This is a genomic window from Streptomyces sp. L7 (genome assembly GCF_050990935.1).
In the GTDB taxonomy this organism is placed as follows: domain Bacteria; phylum Actinomycetota; class Actinomycetes; order Actinomycetales; family Microbacteriaceae; genus Leifsonia.
In genome coordinates, this window is sequence record NZ_CP194644.1 from 1,100,902 (window position 1) to 1,114,503 (window position 13,602).

Sequence of the window (13,602 nt, forward strand, 5' to 3'; positions counted from 1 at the left end):
GGACTACTCCCCGCCTGTGCGCGCGGCTCCGGTGGCGGTCCGGTCTCTGCCGGTCGCGGCCGCGGTGTGCCCTGCACCGTTCCGCACCGCGCCGCTCGCGCCGCCGATGGCGCCGGAGCCGACCGGTACGGGCGTCGCGGCCACGATGCGCCGCACGATGTCCGCGATGACGGGCGCGCTCTCGTGGTGGTGGCCGAGTGCGCGGCTGGTGGGAAGCAGCCGGTGGCCGAGCACCGGGACGGCCAGCGCGTCGATGTCGTCCGGCAGGACGAAGTCGCGGCCGTCGAGCGCCGCCATCGCCTTGGCCGCGCGCACGAGCTGCAGCGTCGCGCGGGGGCTCGCGCCGAGCCGGAGGTCTCGGTCTTCGCGCGTCGCGCGCACGAGATCGACGGCGTACTGCTTCACCGGGGACGACGCGAAGACCGCGCGGGCCGTCGTCATCATCGCGCGCAGTTCCTCCGCGCTGACGACCGGCCCGATCCGGGACAGCGGGCTGGAGGTGTCGCGCGTGGTCAGCATCGCGATCTCGGAGTCCTCGTCGGGGTAGCCCATCGCGATCCGGGCCATGAAGCGGTCCCGCTGCGCCTCGGGGAGGGCGTAGGTGCCCTCCATCTCGATCGGGTTCTGCGTCGCCACCACGATGAACGGAGCGGCCAGCGGGTACGTCGACCCGTCGACCGTGACCTGCCGCTCCTCCATGCACTCCAGGAGGGCGGACTGCGTTTTGGGGCTGGCCCGGTTGATCTCGTCGCCGATCACGATGTTCGCGAACACCGCGCCCGGCTTGAACTCGAAGCGCCGCTCGGCCTGGTTGTAGACCGAGACGCCGGTGACGTCGCTCGGCAGCAGGTCCGGGGTGAACTGGATGCGGCTGACCGAGCAGTCCACCGACTTCGCCAGTGACTTGGCCAGCATGGTCTTGCCGACGCCCGGCACGTCCTCGATGAGGAGGTGGCCCTCGGCGAGCAGGACGACGAGCGCCGTCTGCACCGCGTCGTGCTTGCCGTCGATGACGGACTCCACGTTGGCGGTGATCTGCTCCGCGGCGCGCCGCAACTCGTCCAGGTCCATCCCCGGCGCGGGCAGGCCCACCTCCTCAGGGGCGACAGAGGACTCCGTGGGCTGGCGCGTCGCGTAACTGTTCATCTCTCCACCCGGGTCATGTGGTTGACAGCAGCTCGGATACGGCGGGAGGCACGTAGGGGCTCACGTCCCCGCCGAGGTTGGCGACCTGGCGCACGAGGGAGCTCGACACGTGCGCGTTCGCCGGGTCGGGAAGCAGGAAGACCGTCTCGACGTCGGCGAGGTGGCGGTTCACGATCGCCATCGGGGTCTCGTAGGCGACGTCGACCTGGGAGCGGATGCCCTTGACCAGCACGTCCGCCCCGACATCGGTGCAGTAGTCGACCAGGAGGCCGACCGACCACGACGCCACGACGATCCGCCCCTGGATGCCGGCGTCCTCGATCGAGCGCTCGATCAGGGCCACGCGCTGCGCGATGGGCAGCAGGGCCGACTTGTCCGGGTTGTGCACCACCAGAACGTGGACCTCGTCCCACAGCCGAGCGGCCCGCTCGATGACATCGAGATGCCCGAGAGTGACCGGGTCGAACGATCCAGGGACTACGGCGATCCTGTTCATAGGGCACCAGACTATTACGCGATACCCGGCTATTCGTTGTGAATCCGTTATCTTCCCAGAGCAGGTGTCGCGTGGCCCGGCGGCGCCGTCAGGACTTGCCGAGGAAGGCGCGCTCCGACTCGTCGAGCCTGCGCGCGAGCGCCGCGGCGAGGGCGGGATGCGCGGCGAGGCCGCCGTCGTCCAGCGTCTCGGCGGCGGCGACGCGCGCCTCCGCGATGAGCTCGCCGTCGGAGACCACGCGCAGCAGCTTGAGCGACGACCGGCCGCCGGACTGGCGGCTGCCGAGCACGTCGCCCTCGCGGCGCAGCTCGAGGTCGACGTTGGCCAGCTCGAAGCCGTCGAGCGTCGCGGCGACCGCATCGACGCGCTCGCGGGCGAGCGACCCCTCCTCGGCGTAGGTGACGAGCAGGCAGAGCCCGGGGACGTCGCCGCGGCCGACCCGGCCGCGGAGCTGATGGAGCTGCGAGACGCCGAACCGGTCGGCGTCGAGCACGATCATGGCGGAGGCGTTCGGCACGTTGACGCCGACCTCGATCACGGTGGTGGCGATCAGGAGGTCGAGCTCGCCGGCGGCGAAGGCGCGCATCACGGCGTCCTTCTCGTCGGAGGACAGCCTCCCGTGCAGCACGCCGACGCGCGACTGCGCGAACAGCGGGTCGGCGCGCACCTGCGCGGCGACCGACTCCACGTTGGCGGCGGGCCGGGGCGGTCCTGCGTCGTCGTCGGGCGCCGGAGCGTCCTCGCCGTCGTCCTCGGCCTCCTTCGCGCTGATCGCCGGGCACACCACGAATACCTGGCGGCCGAGCCCGATCTCCTCCGACGCGCGCTCCCAGATCCGGCGCTCCCAGCCCGGCCGGTCGGCGAGCGGGACGACGAAGCTCTCGATCCCCTGGCGGCCGGCCGGGAGCTGCGCGATGGTGGAGACCTCCAGGTCGCCGAACACCGTCATCGCGACCGTGCGCGGGATGGGCGTCGCCGTGAGCACGAGGACGTGCGGGGGCGTCCCGCCTTTCGCGCGCAGCGCCTCCCGCTGCTCGACGCCGAAGCGGTGCTGCTCGTCCACGACGACCAGGCCGAGGTCGAAGAACGTGACGGCGTCGCCGAGGAGTGCGTGCGTGCCGACCACGATGCGGGACTGCCCGCTCACCGTCCGCAGCAGGGCCCGCTTGCGCTCAGCGGTGGAGAGCTGGCCGGTGAGCAGCGTCGGCATCAGCTCGGCGGACAGGTCGGGGCCGAGCATGTCCGCGATCGAACGCAGGTGCTGGGCGGCCAGGACCTCCGTCGGTGCGAGCAGCGCGGACTGGCCCCCGCTGTCCGCCACGGCGAGCATCGCCCGCAGCGCCACCAGGGTCTTGCCCGAGCCGACCTCGCCCTGCACGAGGCGGTGCATCGGCTCGGCCGAGCCGATGTCGTGGGCGATCTCGCGCCCGACGTCCGCCTGGTCGCCGGTCAGAGTGAACGGCAGGATGGCGTCGAAGCGCTCCAGGAGGCCGCCGGGGGTCGCCTTCCGCGGGGTCGCCGCGACCGACCGGGCTTCGGCGCGCTGCTGCAGGAGCGCGGCCTGCAGCACGAACGCCTCCTGGAAGCGCAGCGCGTCGCGGGCGCGCTGCCACTCCGCGTTCTTCTGCGGCCGGTGGATGCCCTCCAGCGCCTCGCGGAACGGCAGCAGCCCGCGCTCGGTCGCGATCGCCTGCGGCACCGGGTCGGGGCACGGGCCGAGCGCGTCGAGGGCCAGACCGACCGCCTTCTGCACCTGCCAGCTCGCCACCGTGCCGGTCGCCGGGTAGATCGGGATGGGGGTCTGCGCCCACTCCTTCGCGGCGGCGCTGCCCGGGGCGACGGCGTTCTCGGCGTCGTCGGCGAACAGCTCGTAGTCCGGGTGGGCGAGCTGGAGGGCGCCGCGGTAGGCCGACACCTTGCCGGCGAAGATGCCGCGCACGCCCGGCGCGAGCTCCTTCGAGCGCCACGCCTGGTTGAAGAACGTGAGGGTCAGGATGCCCTCGCCGTCGGAGATCTTGACCTCCAGGATGGAGCCGCGCCGCGCCCGCATCGGACGCTCCTGCACCCGAAGCACCTCGGCCACGATCGTGACGTGCTCGTCCAGCGGCAGGTTCGCCAGCGCGGTCAGCTCCCCCGCGACGCGTACCGGCGGGGGTAGTGCGCGAGCAGGTCGGCGACGGTGCGCATCCCGAACGCCTTCTCGAACGCGGAGGCCGTGCGGCCGCCCAGCACCCCGGTCAGCCGGGTCTCGAGCGCGACGGTGCCGTCGGAGGCCGTGGCGGTGCTGGAGGTCATGGTTCGATCGTAGGGGCCGCCTCCGTCGCCGTGTCGCGCACCTGCGCCTCGACGTCGGCGAGTGCGACGAGCTCATCCGCCACGTCGCTCTCGCCCGGGCGCTCGGCGGCGAGCCTGGCCTGGATGTCGAAGGCCTCCTGCCAGCGGCCGACCTCGCGCAGGCAGCGGGCGAGCGACCACCGCGCGGCGAACTGCTGATCGAGCGTGCCGTAGCGCTCGGCGACCTCCAGGGCCGACTCGAACGAGCCGAGCGCCTCGTGCGGGCGGCCGGCCTCGAAGAGGGCCCAGCCCCGGTTGTTGTGCAGGGCGACGCCCCAGCGCAGCGTGCGCGGGTCGTTGCTGTTCGCGAGGTCGGCGAGGCCCTCCTCCGTCCACTGCTCGGAGCGGTCCGGGTCGGCGAGGGCCAGCATGTGGGCGGCGTCGACCGCGAGGAACGCGTCGTCGTCGCGCCGCGCGGCCAGCAACGCGCTCTCGAACAGTGGGATGGCCTCCGCCCGCAGGCCCTCGGTGTTGCGGAGCCGTCCGCGCTCCAGCAGGATGCGCACGGCGAGCGTGCCGCCGGCCGGCTCCAGCGAGTCGAGCAGGCCGTCCGCTTCGGCGAACCGGCCCTGCAGCCCGAGTGCGCGGGCGCGCTGGGTCTCCAGCTCGGCGCGCACCAGTTCGGGGCGGTCGGGTTCGGCGGCGGCGATCGCGAAGCGTTCGGCGGAGGCGATCGGGTCGTCGTACCGCCACAGGGCGTCGAGTTCCGCCTGCGGGAGGCGTTCGTCCATGCTCCTATTCTGCTGGCGCCGCGGCGGCACCGCTAGGCTCGGAGGGCTATGACCCGAATCGTCTCCGGCTTCGCCGGCTCGCTGACGCTCCAGGTGCCCAGGAGCGGCACGCGCCCGACCAGCGACCGTGTGCGCGAAGCGGTGTTCTCCGGGCTGGACGCGCGCGACGCCGTCCGCGGGGCCCACGTGCTCGACCTCTTCGCCGGCTCGGGCGCGCTCGGGCTGGAGGCGGCCAGCCGGGGCGCCGTGCGCGTGCTGCTGGTGGAGAAGTCGGCGGCGGCCGCGGCGATCTGCCGGCGGAACGCCGAGGCGGTCGTGCGTGCGGCGCCGAAGGGGCGCGGCCCGAGGTGGAGGTGAGGGCGACGGCGGTGCTGCCGTACCTCGCGGCCGGCCCGGCGGCATCCTTCGACCTGGTCTTCGTCGACCCGCCGTACAATCTCCCGGACGCCGACCTGCTCGCCGTGCTCACCGGGCTGGTGCCGCTGCTGACCGAGGACGCCCTGGTCTGCGTCGAGCGCAGCACCCGCGACGGCGCCCCGAGCCTCCCCGAGGGCCTCGTCCTCGACCGCACGCGCGCCTACGGCGAGACCGCCGTCCACTACCTGTCGCCGGCCTGACCGCGCCCCGCCTGACCCCCTGACCCCGCCCCCGGAGGACTCCCGCCCTCCCCAGCCGTCGATCTCCTCCGCTGACTGCCCGCACCCGGCGTGTCGCGACGGATCTCCTCCGTTAGCCGCTGTGCCCGTCCCACTCCAGGTAGGGGTCCCAGCCGCCGCGCTCGTCGAACGGGTGGCCGTCGACCAGGAGGCCGGCGCCCTCGCGGACGGCGCCGACGCGGCGGAAGCTCCCGGGCAGCACGGCGCCCGGCGGGAAGCAGGCCAGGAGGCCGTGGTCCTCTCCCCGGTCAGCGCGGTCAGCGCCGTCAGCGGGTCGTCGCCGAGGGCAGCGCGGTCGAGGTCGATGGCGACGCCGCTCGCCTCGGCCACCCGGCGGGCGTCGAGGGCGAGGCCGTCGCTGAGGTCGAGCATCGCGGTCGCGCCGGCGTCCGCGGCCAGGGGGCCGTCGGCGACGGGAGGGCGCGGCCGCAGCTGGGCGCCGACCAGGTCGGGATGCGCGGCGGCGACGGCCGCGAAGCGCTCGCGATCGGGCACGCCGTCCACGTCCACGGCCTCCGCGAACAGCAGCCGGAGTCCCGCCGCGGCGGCGCCCAGGCGACCGGAGACCGCCACCACGTCGCCCGGACGCGCGCCGCTCCGCAGCACCGGGGCGCGGCCCTGCAGGTCGCCGAACGCGGTCACCGCCAGCGTGAGCGTGTCGGACGCCGACAGGTCGCCGCCGACGACACCGCACCCCGGCGCGAGTTCGGCGCAGGCTGCACGGAAGCCGTCGGCGATGTGCTCCAGGGCGGACACCGGGAGGGTCTGCGGCGCGGCGATCGCCACCACGAGCGCTGTCGGCACCGCGCCCATCGCGGCCACGTCGGACAGGTTGGTCGCCGCCGCCTTCCAGCCGAGGTCCTCCGGCGACGACCAGGCGAGCCGGAAGTCGGGGCCGTGCACCATCATGTCCGTCGTAACCACGAACCGGCCGTCCGGCGCCGCGAGCACCGCCGCGTCGTCGCCGGGCCCGACGAGCGTCGCCGACGACTCCGGCAGCCGCGGGAAGATGCGCTTCAGCGCCTCGCGTTCGGACGCGCCTGCGACAGTGTCGGCCGCGCTCCCAGAATCCACCATGACTCACAACGGTAGCCTGAATCCTGATGTCCGCTCGCCGCTCCGCCCTCGCCCTCGTGCTCGCCGCCGCCGCACTCGCCCTCGCCGGGTGCGCGCCGACGGTCTCCCTCGACCCGGGAGCGGACGCGAACGACCCCGGCTGCGCCGAGATCTCGGTGCGCCTGCCCGACTCGGTGGCCGACAAGAACCGCCGGGAGACGGACGCGCAGGCGACCGGCGCGTGGGGCGACCCGGCCGCCGTGCTGCTGCGCTGCGGCGTCCCCCCGATCGGCCCGACGACCAAGCCGTGCGTCGACGTCAGCGGCGTCGACTGGGTGCTGATGTCGGACCCGGCCGCGAAGCAGGTCGTCTACCAGACCTTCGGCCGCACGCCGGCGACGGAGGTCGTCATCGACCACGTGTCGGGTGCCTCCGACGCCGCCGTGCTCCCCGAGTTCGCGTCGGCGATCTCCAGCATCAAGCAGACCGAGAAGTGCCTCTCCACCCTGGACACCACGCTCGCGCCCCCGACACCCACCCCGTCGCCGACGCCCACCCCGTCCCGCTGACCCCTCGAACATTCGGCACGAATCGCCACCCGCAACACCGCCCACATTCCGCACGAATGTCGCGTTACGCGCACGCATTCACGACATTCGGCACGAATCGCGGCGCGTAGGACTTCGCGCATTCGGCACGAAAGGTGCGGGGGCTATGCTGCTCGGGCTACGGCGACGTCGAGGAGTTCGGTGATGAGGGCCGGGTAGGCCAGCCCCGACTCCTGCCAGCAGCGCGGGAACATCGAGATCGGGGTGAACCCCGGCATGGTGTTGATCTCGTTCACCACGAAGCCGTCGGCAGTGAGGAAGAAGTCCACCCGGGACAGGCCTTCCGCGCCGATGGCGTCGAACGCCCGGACGCCCAGGTCGCGCATCTCGGTCAGCTCGGCGTCGGTCAGGTCGGCCGGGCAGACCAGGTCGATGCCCGGCGCGTCCAGGTACTTGGCCGCGAAGTCGTAGAAGTCGCGGCCCGTGATGACGATCTCGCCGGCGACCGAGGCGCGCGCAGCCTGACCCGGACGGCCGCCCAGCACCGCGATCTCCACCTCGCGGCCGACCACCGCCGACTCGATCAGCACGCGGTCGTCTTCGGCGAGGGCGGTGTCGATCGCAGCTCCCAGGTCGTCCCACGCGGTCACCTTGGACACGCCGACGCTGGAGCCCGCGCGGGCCGGCTTCACGAACGCCGGAAGTCCGAGCTGCTCGGCCTCGCGGCGCACCGCTTCCTGGTCCGTCGCCCACTGGTACGCGGTCACGGTCTGCCAGGGCGCGACCGGGATGCCCGCCTGCTGCAGCACCGTCTTGGTGAAGTGCTTGTCCATGCCGAGCGCGCTCGCGAGCACGCCGCTGCCGACGTACGGAAGGCCGACGAGGTCGAGCATGCCCTGGACGGTGCCGTCCTCTCCCCACGGGCCGTGCAGGATCGGGAAGACGACGTCCACCTGTCCCAGCGAGGAGCGGGTGCCGTCGGCGGCGACCACGGCCAGCTCACGGGAGGTCGACGACTCCGGCCAGACGATGCGGGAGCCGTTGTCCTCCACCTCCGGGAGGACGTCGGCGTTCAGCGCGAAGCGCGCCGCGTCGTCAGGCTGGAGCGTGAAGGCGCCCTCATGGGTGATGCCGACGGGGATGACGTCGTAGCGGTCACGGTCGATCGCCGCCAGCACTCCCGCCGCCGTCGCGCAGCTGATCGAATGCTCGCTTGAGCGACCTCCAAACAGAAGTGCGACTGCGACCTTGTCCGTCATCCGTTGTCCTCTCTCCCTGTGGTTCGTCGTCCTCGGTGGTCAGATGGGGGGCGATGTCCTTGGGGTCGAGCGTGCCGGCGAGCACCTGGCTCACCTGGCGGACGATCGGCATCTCGACGCCGCGCTCCTCGGCGAGGCGCAGGATGGGTGCGACCGAGGCGAGGCCCTCCGCCGTCTGGTTCATCTGCTTGACGACGTCGTTGAAGCTGTAGCCCTGCCCGAGCAGGCGCCCGGCGGTGTTGTTGCGGCTGAGCGACGACTCGCACGTGGCGATCAGGTCGCCGAGGCCCGCGAGGCCGGAGAGCGTCACGGCCTCCGCACCGTACGCGACCGCGAAGTCGGTCATCTCGACCAGGCCGCGCGTGATGATCGAGGCCTTGGTGTTCTCGCCGTAGCCGACGCCGTCCACGATGCCGATCGCCACGGCGATGAGGTTCTTGAGCACCCCGCCGAACTCCGTGCCGATCACGTCGGTGTTCACGAAGCTGCGGAAATAGCGGTTGGTGGCGGCCATCGCCACGGCCTGCGCGGTCTCCAGGCTCTCCGACGACACCACGGCGGCGGTCGGCTGCTCGCGTGCGATCTCCAGCGCGAGGTTCGGGCCGGACGCCACCGCGATCCGCTCCATGTCGATCGGGAGGCCCTGCGCGATCACCTCGCTCATCCGCAGGCCGGTGCCCTTCTCGACGCCCTTCATCAGGCTGACGAGGATGGTCTCCGGCCCCAGGTGCGGGGCGATGGCCTCCAGGTTGGAGCGCAGCGTCTGGCTGGGGATCGAGACGAAGACCTGCTCGGCGCCGCGCATCGCCTCGCCGATGTGGGAGGTCGCCCGCAGGTTGCGCGGGAGGTTGATGCCCTCCAGGTAGTCGCTGTTGCGCTTCACTTCGTTGATCTCGCGCGCCAGCTCTGGGCGGCGCGCCCAGAGCACGACATCGTTGCCGCCGTCGGCGAGGATCTTCGCGAAGGTCGTCCCCCAGCTTCCGGCGCCGAGGACGGCGACGCGTCGGGGAGGCGTGGTCGGTGGTGCGGCCGTCCGGCCTTTCCTGTCAGCCATCGAAGCGGCCGGTCTCCTTCTGGTTGTGCGCCGCCGGGTCCCAGCGTGTCTCCGGCGCTTTCTCGCCGCGCAGATCCTCGAGCAGCGCGGTGATGGCGTTCATGATGACCTCGGTCGCCTCGGTGAGGGTGGCCTGGTCGAGGCTGCGGCCCCGGAACGCGGACAGGTCGACCGGGTCGCCGACCTTGACCGCGATGGTCTTCCGCGGGAAGAAGCTGATCTTCTTCGCGTAGCGCGCCATGACCTGCTGGGTGCCCCAGTGCGCCATCGGGATGACGGGGAGGTCGTGCTCCAGCGCCATCCGCGCCGCGCCGGTCTTGCCGCGCATCGGCCACATGTCGGGGTCGCGCGTGAGCGAGCCCTCCGGGTAGATGATGACGACCTTGCCGTCGTCCACGATCTTCTGCGCCTCCGCGAGGGGCGGCGCCGCGCGCGGACCCGCCGCGCGCCACCGGCACCTGCCCGGACTTGCGCAGGAACCAGCCGCCGACGGGGATGCGGAACAGGCTCTCCTTGGCGAGGAACCGAGGCAGTCGCCCGAGCTTCCAGACGACCATTCCCACCATCACCGGGTCGATCTCGCTGTAGTGGTTCGGCGAGATGATGTAGGCGCCGTGCTTCGGGAGCTTCTGCCCGTCCGTGATGCGGAATCGGGCGAGCAGGCTCCCCAGCGGGATGACGAGAAAGGCCAGCACCCAGAAGATCGAGGGTCGGCTCTTCTCGGAGCGCTGCCGCTCGGGCTTCGCGGACGCAGACGGGTTCACGGGTTCATCGGGATGGGGCACCATCCCATTATCGCGGGCCTCACCCCTCGAGGACGAAGTCCGCCCCGAGCAGTTCGAGCTTGGTGATGAACTTCTCGTACCCGCGGCTGATGATGCCGACGTTGCTGACGGTCGAGCGGCCCTCCGCCGACAGGGCGGCGATGAGGTGGCTGAACCCGCCGCGCAGGTCGGGGATCTCCACGTCGGCGCCCTTCAACTCCACCGGACCCATGATGACCGCGGAGTGGTTGAAGTTGCGCTGCCCGAAGCGGCAGTCGTGGCCGCCGAGGCACTCCTTGTGGACCTGGATCTTCGCGCCCATGTCGATCAGCGCGTCGGTGAATCCGAAGCGCTGCTCGTACACGGTCTCGTGGACGATCGACACGCCCTCCGCCTTGGTCAGGGCGACCACGAGCGGCTGCTGCCAGTCGGTCATGAAGCCGGGGTGCACGTCGGTCTCGATCACGACGGGCTTCAGCTCGCCGCCCGGGTGGAAGAAACGGATGCCGTCGTCGTGGATCTCGAACGCGCCGCCGACCTTGCGGAAGACGTTGAGGAAGGTCAGCATCTCCGGCTGGCGGGCGCCGCCGACATAGATGTCGCCGTTGGTGGCGAGGGCCGCAGCGGCCCAGCTCGCGGCCTCGTTGCGGTCGAACAGCGCGGTGTGGCTGTAGCCGACCAGCTTGTCGACGCCCTCGATGCGGATCACGCGGTCGGTGTCGACCGAGATGATCGCGCCCATCTTCTGCAGGACGTTGATCAGGTCCATGATCTCGGGCTCGATCGCCGCGCCCTTGAGCTCGGTGATGCCCTCGGCGCGGACGGCCGTCAGGAGCACCTGCTCGGTGGCGCCGACGCTCGGGTACGGGAGCTCGAGCTTGGCTCCGTGAAGGCCCTCGGGGGCCGTCATCCGGATGCCGGTCGGCAGCTTCTCGACCACGGCACCGAACTTGCGGAGCACTTCGAGGTGGTAGTCGATCGGGCGGTCGCCGATGCGGCAGCCGCCGAGGTCGGGGATGAACGCCTCGCCCAGCCGGTGCAGCAGCGGCCCGCAGAACAGGATCGGGATGCGGCTGGAGCCGGCGTGCGCGTCGATGTCGGCCATGTGCGCCGACTCGACCGCGCTCGGGTCGAGCAGCAGCTCGCCCTCCTCCGCGCCGTCGGTGACCTTGACGCCGTGGACCTCGAGGAGGCCGCGGACGACCCGGACATCGCTGATGTTCGGGACGTTGCGCAGCACGCTCGGGCCCTCGCCCAGGATGGCGGCGACCATCGCCTTGGTGACGAAGTTCTTGGCGCCGCGCACCTCGATTCGGCCGCGGAGCGGGATGCCGCCGTTGATCGTGATGCGGTCGGCCGTGAGACCGACGTGCGCGCCTGCCGCCTGGGAGTCCTGAAGAAGCGAGTTCAAATTTTCACCGGGAGTGTCTTGGGCCGCCAGCGTGCGCGAGCGGCTTCGTATTCGGAGATTCGCGCCTCATCGCGCAGGGTCAGAGCGATGTCGTCCAACCCTTCGAGCAAACGCCAGCGAGTGTAGTCGTCGATGTCGAAAGACACCTGGACCCCACCGACGGTCGCTGTCTTGGCAACCAGGTCCACCGTCGCGGATATTCCCGGCTCGGCCTCGATGGCCGCCCAGAGACGCTCCGCGTCCTCCTCGGTGATGATGCCCGTGAGCAGGCCCTGCTTGCCCGAGTTGCCCCGGAAGATGTCCGCGAACCGCGGGCTGAGGACCACCTGGAAACCGTAGTCGCGCAGCGCCCAGACGGCGTGCTCGCGTGAGGAGCCCGTGCCGAAGTCGGCGCCGGCCACGAGCACCTTCGCGCCCTGGTAGGCCTCCTGGTTGAGGATGAACTCAGGATCTTTGCGCCACTCGTGGAAGAGCGCGTCGTCGAACCCGGTCTTGGTGACCCGCTTGAGGAAGACCGCGGGGATGATCTGGTCGGTGTCGACGTTGGAGCGGCGGAACGGCACGGCCACGCCGGTGACGGTCTCGAACTTGTCCATCAGGCGCCCACCTTCTCTCCCGTTTGCGTATCCGCGTCGTCGTGCTCCAGGTCCCACGGGCTCGCGAGCGTGCCGCGGATGGCCGTGGCCGCTGCGACCAGCGGCGACACCAGGTGCGTGCGCCCGCCCTTGCCCTGCCGGCCCTCGAAGTTGCGGTTCGAGGTGGAGGCGCAGCGCTCCCCGGCGCGAGCTGGTCCGGGTTCATGCCCAGGCACATCGAGCAGCCGGCGAACCGCCACTCGGCGCCGAACTCCTCGACGATCTTGTCGATCCCCTCGGCCTCGGCCTCGATGCGCACGCGGGCGCTGCCCGGCACGACCATCACGCGCACGCCGTCGGCCTTCTTGCGGCCCTTGATGACGGAGGCGAAGGCCCGCAGGTCCTCGATGCGGCTGTTGGTGCACGAGCCCATGAACACGGCGTCGACCGGGATGCTCTTCATCGGCGTGCCCGGTGTCAGGTCCATGTACTCGAGCGCGCGCTCGGCGGCGGCGCGGGCGTTCGGCTCGGCGATCGCCGCCGGGTCCGGGACGGCCTCGCTGAGCGAGACGCCCTGGCCCGGGTTGGTGCCCCAGGTCACGAACGGCTCGATCTCGGCGGCGTCGAGGTAGACCTCGGCGTCGAAGACCGCGTCGTCGTCCGTGGCGAGGGTGTTCCAGTAGGCGACCGCCTCGTCCCAGTCGGCGCCCTCTGGGGCGTGCGGGCGGCCCTTCAGGTAGGCGTAGGTGGTCTCGTCGGGCGCGACCATGCCGGCGCGGGCGCCTGCCTCGATCGACATGTTGCAGATCGTCATGCGGCCCTCCATCGAGAGCGCGCGGATGGCGCTGCCGCGGTACTCGAGCACGTAGCCCTGACCGCCGCCGGTGCCGATCTTCGCGATGACCGCGAGGATGATGTCCTTCGCCGTCACGCCCGGACGCAGTTCGCCCTCCACTGTGATGGCCATCGTCTTGAACGGCTTGAGCGGCAGCGTCTGCGTCGCGAGCACGTGCTCGACCTCGCTGGTGCCGATCCCGAACGCCATGGCGCCGAACGCGCCGTGCGTGGAGGTGTGCGAGTCGCCGCAGACGACCGTGATGCCCGGCATGGTCAGACCGAGCTGCGGGCCGACGACGTGCACGATGCCCTGCTCGACATCGCCGAGCGAGTGCAGGCGGACGCCGAACTCCTCGGCGTTGCGGCGCAGCGTCTCGATCTGCGTGCGGCTGGTCAGGTCGGCGATCGGCCGGTCGATGCCGATGGTCGGCGTGTTGTGGTCCTCGGTCGCGATCGTGAGGTCGGGGCGGCGGACGGGCCGCCCGGCCATGCGCAGGCCGTCGAACGCCTGCGGGCTGGTCACCTCGTGGACCAGGTGGAGGTCGATGTAGATCAGGTCGGGCGTGCCGTCCTCACCCTTCACGACCAGGTGGTCTCGCCACACCTTCTCCGCCAGGGTCAGCGGACTGTGCTGCGTCGTCATCTCGGTACTCCTTGAGCTTCGTTCACGGATCAGCCGTCGACGGACTCCGCGGCGAGGGTGGCCTGAGGATTAGGACTCGCCGCGGCGGCTAA

General features: G+C 71.6%; 9 protein-coding genes and 4 pseudogenes. 2 read left to right on the forward strand and 11 right to left on the reverse strand.

Going from position 1 to position 13,602, the window contains the following annotated elements; all coding sequences use genetic code 11:
* Positions 1-3 precede the first annotated feature (3 nt).
* From ACR5MH_RS05530 to ACR5MH_RS05545, 4 genes and pseudogenes are all read right to left on the reverse strand, one after another.
* Positions 4-1,071 carry an AAA family ATPase gene (locus ACR5MH_RS05530; protein ID WP_433862607.1) on the reverse strand — a complete coding sequence of 356 codons (1,068 nt, stop codon included), beginning with the start codon at positions 1,069-1,071 and terminating at the stop codon, positions 4-6.
* A gap of 88 nt (positions 1,072-1,159) precedes the next feature.
* Positions 1,160-1,642, reverse strand: a complete 483-nt coding sequence (gene coaD / locus ACR5MH_RS05535) for a pantetheine-phosphate adenylyltransferase (protein WP_185277676.1) — start codon at positions 1,640-1,642, stop codon at positions 1,160-1,162.
* An 88-nt stretch (positions 1,643-1,730) separates the two neighbouring features.
* A pseudogene (locus ACR5MH_RS05540) lies at positions 1,731-3,937 on the reverse strand (ATP-dependent DNA helicase RecG).
* Complete coding sequence (locus ACR5MH_RS05545) at positions 3,934-4,707, reverse strand: tetratricopeptide repeat protein (RefSeq protein WP_431346258.1); 774 nt, start codon at positions 4,705-4,707, stop codon at positions 3,934-3,936. The pseudogene ACR5MH_RS05540 and the gene ACR5MH_RS05545 overlap by 4 nt, the downstream one beginning before the upstream one ends.
* Before the next feature lie 368 nt (positions 4,708-5,075).
* Here ACR5MH_RS05545 and ACR5MH_RS05550 point away from each other — a divergent pair, with 368 nt between their 5' ends.
* Entirely contained in the window at positions 5,076-5,324 is a 249-nt protein-coding gene (locus tag ACR5MH_RS05550; RefSeq protein WP_433862608.1) for an RsmD family RNA methyltransferase, read from the forward strand.
* A gap of 378 nt (positions 5,325-5,702) precedes the next feature.
* Here the strand turns inward: ACR5MH_RS05550 and thiL are convergent.
* A pseudogene (gene thiL / locus ACR5MH_RS05555) lies at positions 5,703-6,440 on the reverse strand (thiamine-phosphate kinase); the annotation flags it as partial.
* Between the two features lie 26 nt (positions 6,441-6,466).
* Here thiL and ACR5MH_RS05560 point away from each other — a divergent pair.
* Positions 6,467-6,988, forward strand: coding sequence for a DUF3515 family protein (locus ACR5MH_RS05560; RefSeq protein WP_431346256.1), 522 nt, complete (start codon positions 6,467-6,469; stop codon positions 6,986-6,988).
* A gap of 143 nt (positions 6,989-7,131) precedes the next feature.
* Here ACR5MH_RS05560 and ACR5MH_RS05565 read toward each other — a convergent pair whose 3' ends face one another.
* The 6 genes and pseudogenes from ACR5MH_RS05565 to leuC form a co-directional block, all read right to left on the reverse strand.
* A complete protein-coding gene (locus ACR5MH_RS05565; RefSeq protein WP_431346255.1) occupies positions 7,132-8,226 on the reverse strand; it encodes a D-alanine--D-alanine ligase family protein in 1,095 nt (364 codons plus the stop codon).
* Positions 8,123-9,280, reverse strand: a complete 1,158-nt coding sequence (locus ACR5MH_RS05570; RefSeq protein ID WP_431346254.1) for an NAD(P)H-dependent glycerol-3-phosphate dehydrogenase — start codon at positions 9,278-9,280, stop codon at positions 8,123-8,125. The genes ACR5MH_RS05565 and ACR5MH_RS05570 overlap by 104 nt, the downstream gene beginning before the upstream one ends.
* Positions 9,273-10,068: pseudogene (locus tag ACR5MH_RS05575) on the reverse strand (lysophospholipid acyltransferase family protein). The gene ACR5MH_RS05570 and the pseudogene ACR5MH_RS05575 overlap by 8 nt, the downstream one beginning before the upstream one ends.
* 16 nt (positions 10,069-10,084) lie before the next feature.
* Positions 10,085-11,392, reverse strand: coding sequence for a UDP-N-acetylglucosamine 1-carboxyvinyltransferase (murA, locus tag ACR5MH_RS05580; RefSeq protein ID WP_433862609.1), 1,308 nt, complete (start codon positions 11,390-11,392; stop codon positions 10,085-10,087).
* A gap of 59 nt (positions 11,393-11,451) precedes the next feature.
* On the reverse strand, positions 11,452-12,051 hold the full coding sequence (leuD, locus tag ACR5MH_RS05585; protein ID WP_431346252.1) for a 3-isopropylmalate dehydratase small subunit: 600 nt from the start codon (positions 12,049-12,051) through the stop codon (positions 11,452-11,454).
* Positions 12,051-13,510 (reverse strand): annotated as a pseudogene (gene leuC / locus ACR5MH_RS05590) (3-isopropylmalate dehydratase large subunit). The gene leuD and the pseudogene leuC overlap by 1 nt, the downstream one beginning before the upstream one ends.
* Between the last annotated feature and the right edge of the window lie 92 nt (positions 13,511-13,602).

Coding starts and splice junctions, on each gene's coding strand:
- ACR5MH_RS05530 (WP_433862607.1), bottom strand. CDS start 1,071: ATGGACCTGGACGAGTTGCGGCGCGCCGCGGAGCAGATCACCGCCAAC.
- coaD (WP_185277676.1), bottom strand. CDS start 1,642: ATGAACAGGATCGCCGTAGTCCCTGGATCGTTCGACCCGGTCACTCTC.
- ACR5MH_RS05545 (WP_431346258.1), bottom strand. CDS start 4,707: ATGGACGAACGCCTCCCGCAGGCGGAACTCGACGCCCTGTGGCGGTAC.
- ACR5MH_RS05560 (WP_431346256.1), top strand. CDS start 6,467: ATGTCCGCTCGCCGCTCCGCCCTCGCCCTCGTGCTCGCCGCCGCCGCA.
- ACR5MH_RS05565 (WP_431346255.1), bottom strand. CDS start 8,226: ATGACGGACAAGGTCGCAGTCGCACTTCTGTTTGGAGGTCGCTCAAGC.
- ACR5MH_RS05570 (WP_431346254.1), bottom strand. CDS start 9,280: ATGGCTGACAGGAAAGGCCGGACGGCCGCACCACCGACCACGCCTCCC.
- leuD (WP_431346252.1), bottom strand. CDS start 12,051: ATGGACAAGTTCGAGACCGTCACCGGCGTGGCCGTGCCGTTCCGCCGC.